The organism is Polaromonas sp. YR568 (assembly GCF_943369675.1).
Taxonomy (GTDB): Bacteria; Pseudomonadota; Gammaproteobacteria; order Burkholderiales; family Burkholderiaceae_C; genus Polaromonas.
Map to the genome: position 1 here is coordinate 1 of NZ_CALROB020000052.1, position 14,942 is coordinate 14,942.

Genomic DNA, 14,942 nt, shown 5'->3' on the forward strand with positions numbered 1-14,942 from the left:
GGCAGATGTTGCCCATGCAGACGAAGAGTATGGAATAAGGTTTCATTGGATAAGGCTTGGACGGACTTGCCCTGTGAGGGTGGAGACAGCTTACGGCCGTTGCGTTGCCAGAACCATTCTAGGTTTGCCCCACTACCCAGCCAGCAAAGGCGATACATCCCAAAGAGCCGTAGCCACAAGCGCCCCATCCGTATACAGTCGGCTGAACGGAGACAACATACAACATGCTGATGACCTGCATAGGGGGCCCGCTTCATGGGCTGCAAGTGGGACTTGCCGACGATGCCCTGGAGTATGAGGTGCAGGACAGCAAGCCGCGCGCGCGTTATTTGCGGCAGGTGCTGTCGCAGCAATACGCGCCGCAGGCAGGGCATGCCGATTCGGTGGCTTTTTTTGCGCTGAGTTCGCTGGATGGAATGGCGGTGACGGATTTGATCATCGCGCACCTGGAGGGCTTTCGGGCCTCCGCGCTCTTGCCGGCCGCGTCCAAGCCGGCCTGACGGGCGGGTGCGCCAACAAACCAGGAAGAGAAATTACGCCAGGGCTGCCGGCTCGGTGGCCTGCGCGCCGGGCGCCAGCGTGGCCGAAGGGTCGCGCCGCCCGCGTTCCTGGGTCAGCGCCTGGTGCAGCTGGTTCAAGGCACCGACACACTCGAGCACGATGGACCGAACCAGCTCGGCGGCCTCGCCGGCCTGGGACGGGGGCGTTGACGCGGTGAGCTTTTCGCCGACGCTGAGCATGAGCCTGATCTTGACGGCACGAAACAGGATGTCCCAGTCCGCAACCGCGATGTCCAGCGGATGGTCAGGTGCCTGCGCTTCGAGTTGCCGCTCCAGGATGGGGCCGGGATGAGCGCGGTCGGGGCCCTCGGCGCTTCCCTTGGCCCAGTCGCGCAGCACGTCCAGCGCGGCGGCGCTGGTGGCGGGGAGCTGGCAGTTGGATTCTTTCATGAGCCGCGAAGAACTCAACATGGTCAGCGCGGAGCGCGCCAGCAGCTTGAGGTTGGGGGCGGGTGCGGAAGCCAGTCGGATCATGGTGAGCCTCGTTCTTCGCGAGTGCCGCATGGCGCTGCGGCAAGGGACGGGCGTTGCGGGCTCCGGCTGGAGTTCACGGCATCGCCATCTATCCCTTTTTAGGCGGGCCCGGGGCTTTCGTCGGTTCGCTGCCGCACACTGCGGGCGGTAAATATTCACCATGGCGCCCGCAGCTTGCCGGCATGTCCCCGTCAGTGCAGCAACTGGGCGTAAGTCTTGCGGTCGGTCGCGTAACAGCTGCAGGTCGCGGCTTCCAGGCCGGGGCGGTCCAGCACGGTCACGTCGCCGCGGTGGTAGTCGATGAGGCCGCCGCGCTGCAGGGCCTTGGCGGCGGCGGTGATGCCAACGCGGCGCATGCCCAGCATGTAGGCCAGGAATTCGTGCGTGACGTGGAAGTGGTCTGAGTGGGCCCTGTCCTGGCTCATCAGCAGCCAGCGAGCCAGCCGCTCGGTGGTCTGGTGAAAGCGCAGGCAGGCGGCGGAGGCGGCCTGCTGGGCCATGAGAACGTAGAGATAACGGTCCAGGCCGCGCTGCAGCGGAAGGCTGCGCGCCAGTTCGCGCCGGAAAGCGGGCGTGCCTATGCGCCAGGAGGCGCCGGCGCCCTGCACCACCGCATGCAGCGGCGCGGTGACGACGCCGAGTGCCAGCTGCGCGCCCAGCATGCCTTCGCGGCCGACCATGCCGACTTCGACACCGGGGCTGCCTTCGACCAGGGCCACGAGTGAGATAAAGCTGTCGACGGGAAAATAGACGTGGCGTGTGGGCTTGCCGGGCTCACACAGCACTTGGGCCAGTACAAGTTCAACGGGCTCGCAGAGGGCGAGCAGGCGCAGGCGGTCCTTGCGAGGGAGAAGCTCAATGAGGTGGTTTTCGACAGGGGCCAAGATGGCTCTCCGGTGTAGGCGGGCTCCCGGATGTGCCGGGTCATGGACGAGGCCGCGCTACTGTCGTCAGTTCAATTCGGTGCCCCAGTATGCACGACGCGCCGCGTGCACCAGCGTGTGCCTGCAATCACAGCCCGCAAACGGCCGCCTAGACCGCAAGCGTCTCGGGCAGCAGCCGGTCGTATTCCTTCTTGACCACGGCATAACATTCGCAGGTGCGCTGCTCCAGCCCCGGGCGGTCCAGCACGGTGATGCGTCCGCGCGAATAGCGGATGAAGCCGAGGTTTTGCAGCTTGAGCGCGCCTTCGGTAACGCCCTCGCGGCGCACGCCCAGCATGTTGGCGATGAGTTCCTGCGTCATGACGAGTTCGTTGCCCTGCAGCCTGTCCAGGCTCAGCAGCAGCCAGCGGCACAGCTGCTGGTCCAGCGAGTGGTGGCGGTTGCACACGGCCGTCTGCGCCATCTGCGTGATCAAGGCCTGGGTGTAGCGCAGCAGCAGGTGCAGCACCGGCGCGCGCTTGAATTCTTCCTTGATGACTTCGGCCTTGAGCCGGAAGCCCTGGCCGGCACTTTGCACGACGGCGCGGCTGGTGGTGGATTCACCGCCCATGAAGAGCGAGATGCCGACCACGCCTTCGTGGCCGACCACCGCGATTTCGGCGGAGGCGCCGTTTTCCATCACATAGAGCAGCGAGACGATGGCCGTGGCGGGAAAGTACACATGGTCCAGCGTGCTGCCCGATTCATACAGAACCTGGCCCAGCGGCATGTCGACCCACTCCAGTTGCGGCGCCCAACGCTGCCACTCTGCTTGCGGCAAGGCGGCCAGCAGTTCGTTCTTTTTGGGGTCGGGGGAAAGGCTGATTTGCGGACTCCGGGCGGATCTGGCTTCGAGTCGGCCTCTGGCAGAGGTCTCGCACCGTCTTCGGAGTATAGGCAGTAAAGGCAGTCCGGTATGTGCGCTAGCGTACAAACGGAGAAAAACCGGTTTCAGGGCTCAGTGAGGCTTTTTGGCCTACCCGGGATTACCGGGCGGCCTCTTCAATCGCCTCTGTGGTCTGCAAGGCATGCTGCGCGATCTGCGCGGAGGCCAGCGCCAGCGATGCCAGCGCATAAGTGCCGCTGATGATGCCCTTGTAGGCCACTTCGGCCGCGATGGCGTCCTGGCCCAGGCCTTCGGTGGCGGCGACGATGCAGGCTTCGACGCTATCGAGGCCGGCGTCTGCATAGAGGTCTTCGCCTTCGTAGCTCACGCGGTATTCGTACTCGTCCTGCATCATCGGTTCGATGTGGAAACGAACAATCATGGTGTCCTCTCTTTTTTCAAAGTGCTTGTACTACAGGCCGAAGTGCGCAATGACGCCCTGCCCCGCGCCGCGGCCGCTGGCAAAGCAGGCGGTCAGCAGGTAGCCGCCGGTCGGCGCCTCCCAGTCCAGCATCTCGCCGGCGCAGAACACGGGCTGGCCGGGGCCGCTGAGTGCCTGCAGCTGCATGTGTGAATTCACGGCCTCAAACATCACGCCGCCCGCCGTGCTGATGGCTTCGTCGATGGGCCGCGCGGCCGTCACGCGCACCGGCAGCGCCTTGATGCCGGCGGCCAGGCGCACCGGATCGGCGATGGCGTCCTTGCCCAGCAGTTCGTAGAGCATCGCGGCCTTGATGCCGTCCAGGTTCAAACGGCTCTTGAGGTGGCTGGACAGCGAGCGCGAGCCGCGCGGATGGCGCACCTCGACCAACACTTGTTCGGCCGATTTGTCCGGCAGCAGATCGAGCATGAAGGTGGCGCTGCCGTGGGCGGCGATCTCGTCGCGCAGCAAGCTGGAGGCGGCATAGACAAGACTGCCTTCCACGCCGGTGGCGGTGGCGATGAATTCGCCCTTGCGGCTGAAGCTGCGGCCGCGCGAGTCGGTGAAATGGATGGCGACGGACTTGAAGGGCTGGCCGGCGAAGCGGCTGGCGAAGTGTTCGGTCCAGCCGGTGTGGGGCTGCGGGCTTTTGCCTATGAGCTCCTGCAAAAATTCGCGGCGGGTTTCGCCGGGCTCGGCGGCGGCTTCCTGCAATTGCGCGGGGCTGTCGGGCCGGGCCGCGACGTCGAAGCCGCAGTTGGCCGGCAGCAGCGGCGCCAGCGCCACGCCGCGCGCGGCCAGCAGCGGCACCCAGGCGCCGTCGGAGCCCAGTCGCTTCCAGCTGCCGCCGCCCAGGGCCAGCACCACGGCGTCAGCCTCTACCCGAACTTCGCCGGCCGGCGTTGAAAAGGTCAGCGCGCCGTCGTCGGCCCAACCCAGCCAGCGGTGGCGCATGGAAAACTTCACGCCCGCATGGCGCAGGCGCTGCAGCCAGGCGCGCAGCAAGGGCGCGGCCTTCATGTCTTTGGGAAACACGCGGCCCGAGCTGCCGATAAAGGTCTCCACGCCCAGGGCCTCGGCCCAGGCGCGCAGTTCCGCCGGGCCGAAGGCAGCGATCAAGGGTTGCAGTTGCGGCGCGCGCTCACCGTAGCGGCTGGTGAAAATCTGCGGCGGTTCGGAATGCGTGAGGTTGAGGCCGCCTATGCCGGCCAGCAAAAACTTGCGGCCCACCGAAGGCATGGCGTCGTAGACCTCCACCCGCACGGACGCGCCGGCGGCGGCCAGAGCCTCGGCGGCCATCAGGCCGGCGGGCCCGCCGCCAATGACGGCCACGCGCAGTGCGGCGGCGGGGGTTGATTCAGGAGGTGATGCGCCAGGAGTCAAGGGATTTCCGCGTGGAGCGGTCACAGGTTAAGCAGGAAAACAAAAGGCCGGAAGCGCGGAAACGGTCGCGCTGCGGCGAACGGCAGGCGTCAAGGGCAGACGCTGTTCCATGGAACGAGAGGGGCCAATTATTACAGGCGTGAGGCAAGGCGGCACCGCGCCGCGAAATCCGAATGCAGAGAGCGCCGAAAACCACGCCGGGAAGTCGCGCCGCAACGCCTGTATTGCCTCGCTACAACAGATGATGGCGACAAATACAAACTCTTAATACCAACGCCCTACTGAAAAACCACAACTTGGGGTCGTTACTGAAAATTGTTGGATGAACTTCATTTTTTCAACCAAAGCGCCGTATGCGCCATGCTAGGATTTGTAAGCGTACTTACCATTAGCATACTTACTATCTCATCAGCATAGCGCATACCTACCGGAGACCCGTTTGAACAAGCCGACCGCCCTTACCTCCGCCCGCCGGCGTTTTCTCCAGCAATGCGGAACGGCCGCAGCGGTCTTCGCCGCGCCGTCCTGGGCCCAGTCCCGCACCTTGCGCCTGGGCACCACGGTGGACCAGACCGGCCTTGAAAAAGGGATTGGCGGCGACCTGGTGAAAGGCGCGACGGCCTATTTCAACGCCTTGAACAAAACCGGCGGCATCAACGGCGCCAAGGTCGAGCTTGTCACGGCCGACGACCAGTTCAAGCCCGACCTCGCCAAGGCCAATGCGCAGGCCTTCCAGGCCGACAGTTCCATCCTCGGCATCCTGAGCCCGCTGGGCACGCGCCCAAGCGCGGCCATTGTTGAAAGCATTCGCGACTTCGCGGTGGTGGGCCCCGTGGCCGGCGCCGCCGCCGTGCGCAAGAACAGCCCGTCCAATGTGTTCTGGGTGCGCGCGACCTTCGACGCCGAAATCGAAAAACTGATCCACACCGCCGTGACGCTGGGCACCACGCGCATCGGCATCGTGCACCCCAAGGACCCGCTGGGCCTGTCCATCCTGGCGTCCTTCCAGAAGGTCATGGCCGAGGTGAAGCTGGAGCCGGTGATCATCGCCACCACGCCCACCAACACCAGCACGGACGTAGAACCCGCAGCCAAGGCGATCGCCAAGGCGCAGCCGCAAGTGGTCATCATGGTGCTGTCGGGCGTGGCGCCGCTGTTCGTGAAAGCCCTGCGCGACGCGGGCGGCACCAGCACGGTCTACGGCCTCTCGAACGCGGCCAGCGCGGTGAACATCACGGCCATGGGCGAACGCGCGCGTGGCGTGGGTTTTGCGATCATCGTGCCTTCGCCTGCCTCGGCCAAGAACACGCTGGTGCGCAACTACCAGTCCGACATGCAGGCCAGCGGCTGGAAGGATTTCACGCTGTTCGGCCTGGAGGCCTATGTCAATGCGAAGGTCATGGCCGAAGGCCTGCGCCGCGCCGGAGGCAAAGCAACGCGGGAAGCGCTGATCAACGGGCTGGACAGCATCACCAACTTCGACCTGGGCGGCATGCGCGTCAACTACGGCAACGGCAACCGCGTGGGCAGCACCTTTGTCGACGTGGGCGTGGTGGGCTTTGACGGCCGCTTGTTGACCTGATCACCCCACCGTTCGGGCTGAGCCTGTCGAAGCCCTTCGACAGGCTCAGGGCGAACGGTGATGACTGACGGGAAAACGCATATCCCTTACATGGGCGGCGCAAACCCGTTGCGCCCGACGATCACGCGCAGCGCGGTCGGCTTGCCTTCGCGCTCCTGCGCGGTGACCATGACTTTTGCGCCGGGCACCAGCAAGGCGCTTTCATCGGCTTTGGCGGGCTTGAAGGACACCACGGGCGCATTGGGCGGCACGATGACGGTTTTTTCGCCGTCCTTGTAGCGCAGCGTGAGTTTTTGTCCGCCGGGCACCGTCGAGGGCGCCATCGCGAGATCTGCCACGGTGGCATTGGTCATGGTGCTGTCGGGCAGCAAGTCGTAGGGGCGGTGGCCTTCGCCGGTGCCGCGCGCCGATTCGGGGAACACCACCACCTCAAGCGCCAGCTGGCTGCCGTCGGCCTGCGGCATGGCGGCCGTGCCGATGTAGCTGCCGGGCTTGATGTCGGCCAGCGCCAGCGGAAAAACTTCCGCGACGTCCATGGTGGCGGGCCGCACCAGCGTGATGACTTCGCCGCCGCGCTCCCTCACCGTGAGGCTGGTGGCGTCGACTTTTTCAATCGTGGCGCGCAGGCGCAGCGTGGGGTTGGCGGGCGCCTGCGCCATCGCGAGGGGCACGGCGGCCAGCAGGGCCAGTGAGAGCGTCAGGGACTTGAACTTGAACATAGGGTGCCTTTCAGCCGGCATGTAATTGGAAGGTGACTGGAATGTGCGCCGGACAGGCCGGTGTGATCAATCCACCAGCACCACAGTTCCCTGCCCAGTGAGAAAAGCCGCTTTCACCGGCTCACCCGGATAAATGCGCTGCACTGCCGCGCGGTAGGCCTGCAGCTGCGCGACCAGCGCGGGCTGCAACTGCGGGGCGACGGCCGATTTGTAGTCGAGCACCCACCAGTGGCCTTCATGGCCGGCGTCCTTGCGCTGCACCAGGCGGTCCAGCCGCAGCGCCTGGCCGGCGTAGACCAGGTCGACTTCATTGCCCTGCCAGGCCAGCACGTCGGCGCGCCAGGCCCAGGCGCCCTCGCCCGCCAGGATGCGGCCGGCCAGCGCGGCCGACTGGGTGGCCTGCGCCGGGCTCAGGCGGAATTCGCGCGCAGCGGCTCTCACCTGCTCGGGCAAGAGCGCGCCGCCCCATTCGAGCAAACGGTGCATGGCCTTGCCTATGCGCGCCTTCAGGGAATCCTCATCGACCCGCTCCACAGGGGGTGGCTCGGGCATCAGGCTTTCAGGCACTTCCGGCAATTCGGCGAGGTAGAACACACCGGCATCGGCCGCGTCAGGCCGCAGGCCGGCGGTTTCATCGGCCACAGGCGCGGCCAGTTCGCCCAGCAGCCCCTGCAGGCGCTGCCACCAGCTTTCGGTGGTCGCGCGATAAGGCTCTATGGACGAGATGACCAGCGTGCGGCGCGCGCGCGTGAGCGCCACATAGAGCGCGTTGAGTTCTTCGCGCTTGCGGGCGGCCTGCTCGGCGGCCAGGGTCTCGGCGGCGCAGGCCGGCGGCCGGCTTTCACTGACGAGGAAAACGAACTTGCGCGGCTCGGTCGCCTCGCCGGGCCAGTCGACCAGCACGCCCATGCTGTCGGCGTTGCGCTCGACGGTGTCGGTGTCCAGCAGCAGCACGGCGTCGGCCTCCAGGCCCTTGGCGCCGTGGATCGTCAGCAGGCGCACGGCTTCACTGCTGACGGTGGCCGGCGCCTGCGTGCCGCCGGCCTTGAGGGCGCGCACAAATCCATAAGGCGTGGCGTAGCGGCCGCCGTCCAGTTCCAGCGACACGCCCAGCAACGCGCGCAAATTCGCCAGCACCGCGCCGCGCTGCGCGGTGGGCGCCGCGGCGCCAAAGCGCGCCAGCACGTCGCCGTCGTCATAAATGCCTTGCAGCGCGTCGTGCGGCGGCAAGCTGTCCAGCCAGCCCTTCCAGCGCGTGAGCATCTCGCCCAGGCCTTGCAGCTCTGGCGTCAGCAGTTCTTCTTTTTGCAGCAGTTCGTACCAGGGCGCGCCGTATTCGCGCTGCAGCAATGCCAGTTGCACCATCTCCTTGTCGGCAAGGCTGAAGAGCGGTGAGCGCAGCGCGCGCGCCAGCGACAAATCATGCTGCGGCGAGACCAGCACGTCGAGCAATGCCACCATGTCCAGCACTTCGCAGCAGTCGATGAGTTCGGTTTTTTCGCCGACCTGCGCGGGAATGTGCAGCGCGCGCAACTCGTCCTGCAGCGGCAGCAGGCCGGCGCGTTTGCGCGACAGCACCATCACGTCCTGGGGCCGCAGCCCGCCTGCTATTTGTTCCGATATCCAGGCGGCGGCCTGCCGCGCTTCGCGCGTGCGCAGGGTTTCTTCGGGCAGCTCGCGCGGCATGGTCAGGCTGTCGCGCCAGCCGGCGGCCAGCGGCGAGGCCTCTTCTTCCTCTTTGTTGCGCGGAACCGGCGGCAGCCGGCCCACGGCGCCGGCCAGGCCGGATGCCGTGGTGTGCTCGCGAAAACCGTCATAACCGTCGGCCTCGCGCGCCGTGGCCATGGCGGCGTTGACGGTGTCTATGACCGCCTCGGCGTTGCGACGCGTGTGGTCGCAACTCAGCAAATCCCCGCCCAGGCCATGCACCACAAAAGCCTGCGCGGCGCGGAACACCTGCGGCTCGGCGCGGCGGAAGCGGTAAATGCTTTGTTTCGGGTCGCCGACCAGGAACACGCTGGGCGCCGTGCCCGCGCCCGAATAACCGATGAGCCAGGCATACAGCGCCTGCCACTGCAGCGGGTTGGTGTCCTGGAACTCATCGATCATCAGTTGGCGTATGCGCGCGTCCAGCCGCTCCTGCACCCAGCCCGACAGCACGGGGTCGGCCAGCATCAGCAGCGCGGCGCGCTCGACGTCGTTCATGTCGACCCAGCCGCGTTCGCGCTTGAGCGCGGTGAACTGCGCGATCAGCACGCGGGTCAGGCGCGCCATGCGCTGCTGGTACTGCCAGGCGTCGTGCTGCTGGCGGGCGGCCGCCACGCGCAGCACCAGGTCCTGGGCAACGCGCACCTGTTCGATGCCGACGATTTTTTCGCCGAACTTGCGCGGCGTGCCTTTCTCGGTCAGCAGGGCCGCCATGGCCGCCGGGATGTCGCCCGCCGTCAGCGCCTTTTCGAGTTCGACACCTTTGGCTGAAAAAGTCGGCGCGCTGGCGCGGCCCAACGCGAGGGCGGCGTCCCTCAAGGCCTGCCGGTGAAAGCGGTTGGTGCTGAGCAGCTCTTCGGGCTCGTCCATGCCGCCGAATTCGGTGAATTGCGCGGCGAAAGGCTGCACCGAGGCGGCGATCACATCCTTCTCATCGGCCAGCGTGAATTCGGTGCGTTTGTCGAGCGCGGCCTGCAGGGCCTTGTCGGTCTGGAACCGCCCGTACGCCAGCACCACGGACTCGAAGTCGGCCTTGAGCGCCGCATCGGCCGCGACCGCCGCATAAAAACGCCGCCAGACCAGCGCGCGCGCGGGCGCGTCGTCTTCCAGCAGCTCGTAGTTGACGGGCAGCTCCAGCCGCTGCAGCACCGCCACCGGCGCGCTGCGCAGCAAGGCTGCGAACCAGCTGTGGAAGGTGCGTATTTGCACCGAACGGCCGCTGGCGAGGATGGAGCGGTAGAGGTTGGACAGTTGCTCCCGCACCTGCGCTGCGGCGTTCAGGCCTTTGGCGCTGATGTCGACTTGCACGCCGCGCATTTCAAGCTCGCGCTGCAGCGTCGTATCGTCGGCATGGGCAAAGGCCTTGAGCCAGTCGTCCAGGCGCTCGCGCATTTCGCCGGCGGCTTTTTTGGTGAAGGTGATGGCCAGGATCTCATGCGGCAAGACCTGCTGCCCGGGCGCGGCCGTGGCGCCGTCCAGCAGGGCGCGCACGATGCGCGACACCAGCATCCAGGTCTTGCCGGCGCCGGCGCAGGCCTCGACCGCGACGCTGCGGCGCGGGTCGCAGGCAATCGCGTAAAACGCCTCGGCCGAGACCGGCTCGCCGTTGCATTCGTAGGCGGCGGTGTGGGCGATCAAGGTGTTGGCCTGCGGTGTCATGCGCCTTCCTCCCCGGCTGTGGCTTCCTCGTCCAGGCTCCAGAAGTCCTTGCGGCAGAGTCCTCGGGCGGCGCAATAGTCGCAGGCCTTGCCTTCGCCCAGCGCCGGCAAAACGGCACCGCGCGCGATGCGCGCCATGTCGGTCAGGATGCTGTCGATGAGCTCATCGCGCAGGCCGACGATCTCGGCCTGCTCATAGGTTTTGGTCGGTTCTTTTTCGCCGAGGTTGACGTAGGCCGCGGCCAGCGTGTCGTCGCTCATGAGTGTGGCGTAGAAAGCGAGCTGGGTGTCTTCCTGGCCGTTCTTGATGCGTTCGGCCGTGGTCGCGCGCGGCTCGGTCTTGTAGTCGATCAACAGCGCGTGGCCGTCGGGCTGGCGGTCTATCCGGTCCAGCTTGCCGAGCAGCGTGAGTTCACCCAGCGGCATTTCGCGCCAGACCTCGGCTTCGTCAAAGGTGGCGCCGGTGGCTTCGTGCCCGGCCAGCCATTCGAGGTAGCCCTCGCGCACGCCGGGCCAGGCGGCGGCAAAGGGCAGGAACTCGCTTTCGGTGAGCGCCAGTTCCTGTGCGGCGCGGTCGGCCGCCGCGTTCATCATGGCGACGCGCGTGCCCAGGTCATCGGTGGGCTGCGCCTTCAGCGCTTCATGGAAATGCCGCAGCAGGCCGTGCAGCCAGTTGCCGAAGTCGCGCTTTCCGAGTTCGCTTTCGAGTTCTTCGGGCTCCTGCAGCTTGAGCTGGCGCAGCGCGAAGAAGCGGTAGGGGCAGCGGCGCAGGTCTTCATAGGCGCTGGCCGAGAGGCGCGTGAGCGGCAAGGCCTCGCCCGTCGGAAAGGGGTGCGGCGTGGGTGCGATGTCCACGGCGCGCAGGCTGCGCGGGTCGGCGGCGAGCGGCGCCTCGCTTTGCATCTCGTCCTGCGCCAGCAGCAGTTCCTGCACAAAGCCGCTGGGAATCAGGTGTTCGCCCGACTCGCTGGTGCGCCAGAGCACGTCCACCTGGGGCGCCTGCAAGGCATAGTGCCAGGCCTGGCGGGCCGCGGCGGCCAGGGTCTCGCGCGAGGGCAGGCCCAGCAGTTCGCGCTGGGACGGTGTCCAGGGGCCGGCCGGTTCGGGCGACACCGGCAGGCGGATTTCATCGCAGCCGGGCAGCACCACGGCGCGCATGGGCCGGCCCAGCAATTGCGGCAGCGGCAGGATCACGACCTGCTCGGCCGGCGGGTGCGGCGGCGCGAACTTGCCGCCTTCCAGCGCCTGGTTGGCCCACTGCGTGAAGTCGTTGAGCCGCATGACAGGCGAAGCTTCGAACTCGGCTTCGGCGCCCTCATGCAGGCGCAGCACCTCGAGCACGGCCTGGCCGGCCTCGTCCTGCGCCAGCGCGTCCCACTGCCCGGCCGCCTGCAGCGCGGCGCGCAGGTCGCGCAGCCACACCGCGAGCGGGCGGGCGCGGGCCAGGGGTGCGCGCAGCGCGCTGGCCTGCAGGGCCAGCGGCTGCGTGGCCATAAAGGCCGGCGGCACGATGTCTTCAGCCGCGAAGGCCGGCAGGTCGCGCCAGGCGCGCACGCCGACGCGGCGCAGTTCGGTTTCGGCGGCCGTCACCAGCATGCTTTCAAAAGCCGGCGCATTCTTGAGCCAGTCGAGCACGGCGTCGGTCGACGCATCCCAGGGCAAGGCGCGCAGCAGGCTCATCAAGCCGGCGGCGGCGCGTGTGGTGGAGAGCTTCCAGCCGGTTTCATCGCGCATGGCGATGCCGCGCTCGGCCAGCATGGCGCCGACGCGGCGCGTGAGCTGGCGGTCCTGCGCAATCAGCGCGACCGGGCTGCGCCCCTGGGCCAGGTGGGCCAGCACGCAGGCGGCGGCGCGGCCGGCCTCGTCTTCGGCATCCTGCGCGGCGTGCAGCGCCGGCGGCGCAGAGGCGTCAAACGGAACGCACAGCGGAATGGACAGGGACTGTTCGCCGAAATGGGTTTTGAGCGCTTCGGTCAGCGGGTCGGCCTGGAAGCCTTCAAGCACGGCGAACAGCAGGGGTTTGGCCTGGAACAGGCGGTCCGTCGGATAGGCCGAGGCCGCGGCCCAGGCCAGCGCGATGCGGCCCACGGCGGCTTCGAGCGCCAGCACCGGTGAATCCAGGCCCGCGCCCAGGGTCAGCGCCAGCCCTTCGCTCCATGCGCGGCGCCTGGCCGGCATGACGGCGGCGGCCACGCCGGCCAGGCTCCAGGCGGCTTCGACGAGCCGGCCGGCCAGCGCGTCCTGCTGGTTGCCCAGGCCGGCGCGTCCCAGGAGCGAAGCGGCGGTCAGCATGTCGACCGCGACATCCATGCGCAGATCGTCGCCCGAGGGCGTGAACAGGCCCAAGGTACCGCCCAGGCCGCCGGCCCAGTTCATGGTGGTTTCAAAGCGCGGGACAAAAAAGGTGTCACCTGCCTGTGCGGCCCAGGCCTGGCGCGCCTGCTGGATCAACTGGGCATAGGGCAGCAGCACCACGCATTCGGCCGGATGAACGCCCCGCGCTTCAATCGCGCCGGCCAGCCTGGCCATGGCCTGCCGCCAGCACAGCGCATCAGGCGAAACGTCGGCGTCGGCGGTGTGGGCTGGTGGCATGAGTGAGTTTGGCGGCGGGCAACAGGGGACGGTTGAGGGCGGGCCGCGTGCGGATTGAACGGGCGGCTATCAGGGTGATAGCCCCTGCCCGCCCGACCCCGCCACTTGCTTTCTGCCACAATGACTGCAACTTTAGCCCTGCACCGTATCGTAACCATCCTAACCAGACAAAGGAGCCGCCATGGCGAGCGAACTGATCAAACATACCACCGATGCCACCTTCGAAGCCGACGTGCTGCAATCCTCCAAGCCCGTGCTGGTGGATTACTGGGCCGAATGGTGCGGTCCGTGCAAGATGATCGCTCCGATTCTTGACGAAGTGGCGACCGGCTACGACGGCAAGCTGCAGATCGCCAAGATGAACGTGGACGAAAACCGCGACATCCCCGCCAAGTTCGGCATTCGCGGCATCCCCACGCTGATGCTGTTCAAGGACGGCCAGCTGGCCGCCACCAAGGTCGGCGCCATGAGCAAGGCCCAATTGACCGCGTTCATCGACCAGCAACTGGCCTGAACCTTGATGCGCTGATCGGGAAGTACGGCTACGCCGCTTCCCGACAGCCGCAACTCCCCTCCGGCCTTCGGCCGGGCGGCGGAAAACAGCCGCTCCCAAGCCGTGATTTCCCGCATGAATTTCCTGTCATAATGTGCCTTATTCACCGGTTGGCCCTCGCCGCCCGGTTCGAGTTCCCGGTTTGTAAGCCAACTTCTGCGGCTTCTTTTCAAACCTCCCCCGTTTCCATCAATGAACTCCGCAAGGAGTAACTCCATGCACTTAAACGAACTCAAGGCACTGCACGTGTCTGAAGTCCTCAAGCAGGCCGAAGCCCTTGAGATCGAAAACGTCGGCCGTATGCGCAAGCAGGAGCTGATGTTCGCCATCATCAAAAAACGTGCAAAAACCGGCGAGACCATCGTGGCCGACGGCGTGCTGGAAGTGCTTCCCGATGGATTCGGCTTTCTGCGTGCCCCTGATTCGAGCTACACCGCGTCCACCGACGACATCTACATCAGCCCCAGCCAGATCCGCCGCTTCAACCTGCACACCGGCGACATGATTGAAGGCGAAGTGCGCACCCCCAAGGATGGCGAGCGCTACTTTGCCCTGAACAAGCTCGACAAGGTCAACGACGGCCTGCCCGAGGACAACAAGCACAAGGTCATGTTCGAGAACCTGACGCCGCTGTTCCCGCGCGAGCAGTTCAAGCTCGAGCGCGACATCAAGGGCGAAGAGAACCTGACCAGCCGCATCATCGACATCGTCGCGCCCATCGGCAAGGGCCAGCGCGCCCTGCTGGTGGCCCCGCCCAAGTCCGGCAAGACCGTGATGATGCAGAACATCGCCCACGCCATCACCGCCAACTACCCCGAAGTGGTCATGATGGTGCTGCTGGTGGACGAGCGCCCTGAAGAAGTGACCGAAATGCAGCGCAGCGTGCGCGGCGAAGTGATTTCATCGACCTTCGACGAGCCGGCCGCGCGCCACGTGCACGTGGCTGAAATGGTGATCGAGCGCGCCAAGCGCCTGGTCGAACTCGGCAAGGACGTGGTCATCCTGTTGGACTCCATCACCCGCCTGGCCCGTGCCTACAACAACGTGTTGCCCTCTTCCGGCAAGGTGCTGACCGGCGGCGTGGACGCCAACGCGCTGCAACGCCCCAAGCGCTTTTTCGGCGCGGCCCGCAACATTGAAGAAGGCGGCAGCCTGACCATCATCGGCACCGCCCTGGTCGACACCGGCAGCCGCATGGATGAAGTGATCTTTGAAGAATTCAAGGGCACCGGCAACTGCGAAATCCACCTGGACCGCCGCCTGTATGAAAAGCGCGTGTTCCCGGCGATTCACCTCAACCGCAGCGGCACCCGCAAGGAAGAACTGCTGCTGGCCCCCGAAATCCTGCAAAAATCGCGGATTTTGCGCCAGTTCATGTACAACATGGACGAAATCGAGTCTATGGAGCTCATGCTCAAGAACATGAAAGCGACGAAGAACAACCACGAGTTCTTCGACATGATGAGAAGGGGTGGCTAGAACGT

General features: G+C 66.3%; 12 protein-coding genes. 4 read left to right on the forward strand and 8 right to left on the reverse strand.

Annotated features, from left to right (window positions below; all coding sequences use genetic code 11):
* The first annotated feature begins 230 nt into the window (after positions 1-230).
* Positions 231-500 (forward strand): hypothetical protein, encoded by a 270-nt coding sequence (locus tag ACLV8F_RS21285; protein WP_411886199.1) that lies wholly within the window; start codon positions 231-233, stop codon positions 498-500.
* 33 nt (positions 501-533) lie between these two features.
* Here ACLV8F_RS21285 and ACLV8F_RS21290 read toward each other — a convergent pair whose 3' ends face one another.
* The 5 genes from ACLV8F_RS21290 to ACLV8F_RS21310 all read right to left on the reverse strand — a co-directional run bounded on the left by ACLV8F_RS21290 (position 534) and on the right by ACLV8F_RS21310 (position 4,647).
* Positions 534-1,034, reverse strand: coding sequence for a hypothetical protein (locus ACLV8F_RS21290; protein ID WP_411886200.1), 501 nt, complete (start codon positions 1,032-1,034; stop codon positions 534-536).
* 191 nt (positions 1,035-1,225) lie between these two features.
* Positions 1,226-1,918, reverse strand: a complete 693-nt coding sequence (locus tag ACLV8F_RS21295) for a Crp/Fnr family transcriptional regulator (RefSeq protein WP_411886201.1) — start codon at positions 1,916-1,918, stop codon at positions 1,226-1,228.
* A gap of 148 nt (positions 1,919-2,066) precedes the next feature.
* Positions 2,067-2,783 (reverse strand): Crp/Fnr family transcriptional regulator, encoded by a 717-nt coding sequence (locus ACLV8F_RS21300; protein WP_411886224.1) that lies wholly within the window; start codon positions 2,781-2,783, stop codon positions 2,067-2,069.
* A 160-nt stretch (positions 2,784-2,943) separates the two neighbouring features.
* On the reverse strand, positions 2,944-3,225 hold the full coding sequence (locus ACLV8F_RS21305) for a hypothetical protein (RefSeq protein WP_411886202.1): 282 nt from the start codon (positions 3,223-3,225) through the stop codon (positions 2,944-2,946).
* 30 nt (positions 3,226-3,255) lie between these two features.
* On the reverse strand, positions 3,256-4,647 hold the full coding sequence (locus tag ACLV8F_RS21310; protein ID WP_411886203.1) for a TIGR03862 family flavoprotein: 1,392 nt from the start codon (positions 4,645-4,647) through the stop codon (positions 3,256-3,258).
* 439 nt (positions 4,648-5,086) lie between these two features.
* On the opposite strand from ACLV8F_RS21310, the gene ACLV8F_RS21315 reads away from it, so the two are divergent.
* Positions 5,087-6,229: an ABC transporter substrate-binding protein gene (locus ACLV8F_RS21315; RefSeq protein WP_411886204.1), complete on the forward strand. Its 1,143-nt coding sequence runs from the start codon at positions 5,087-5,089 to the stop codon at positions 6,227-6,229.
* A gap of 86 nt (positions 6,230-6,315) precedes the next feature.
* On the opposite strand, the gene ACLV8F_RS21320 is transcribed toward ACLV8F_RS21315, so the two are convergent.
* The 3 genes from ACLV8F_RS21320 to ACLV8F_RS21330 all read right to left on the reverse strand — a co-directional run bounded on the left by ACLV8F_RS21320 (position 6,316) and on the right by ACLV8F_RS21330 (position 12,905).
* The gene (locus ACLV8F_RS21320; protein WP_411886205.1) at positions 6,316-6,948 is read right to left on the reverse strand and encodes a hypothetical protein; all 633 of its coding nucleotides are present in this window, start codon (positions 6,946-6,948) and stop codon (positions 6,316-6,318) included.
* A gap of 66 nt (positions 6,949-7,014) precedes the next feature.
* Complete coding sequence (locus ACLV8F_RS21325) at positions 7,015-10,314, reverse strand: UvrD-helicase domain-containing protein (protein WP_411886206.1); 3,300 nt, start codon at positions 10,312-10,314, stop codon at positions 7,015-7,017.
* Complete coding sequence (locus tag ACLV8F_RS21330) at positions 10,311-12,905, reverse strand: PD-(D/E)XK nuclease family protein (RefSeq protein ID WP_411886207.1); 2,595 nt, start codon at positions 12,903-12,905, stop codon at positions 10,311-10,313. Before ACLV8F_RS21330 ends, ACLV8F_RS21325 begins: the two co-directional genes overlap by 4 nt.
* A 181-nt stretch (positions 12,906-13,086) precedes the next feature.
* Between ACLV8F_RS21330 and trxA the strand changes: the two genes are divergently transcribed.
* Positions 13,087-13,419: a thioredoxin TrxA gene (gene trxA / locus ACLV8F_RS21335; RefSeq protein WP_007875124.1), complete on the forward strand. Its 333-nt coding sequence runs from the start codon at positions 13,087-13,089 to the stop codon at positions 13,417-13,419.
* Positions 13,420-13,674: 255 nt separating this feature from the next.
* Positions 13,675-14,937 (forward strand): transcription termination factor Rho, encoded by a 1,263-nt coding sequence (gene rho / locus ACLV8F_RS21340; RefSeq protein WP_348050341.1) that lies wholly within the window; start codon positions 13,675-13,677, stop codon positions 14,935-14,937.
* The last annotated feature ends 5 nt before the right edge of the window (positions 14,938-14,942 follow it).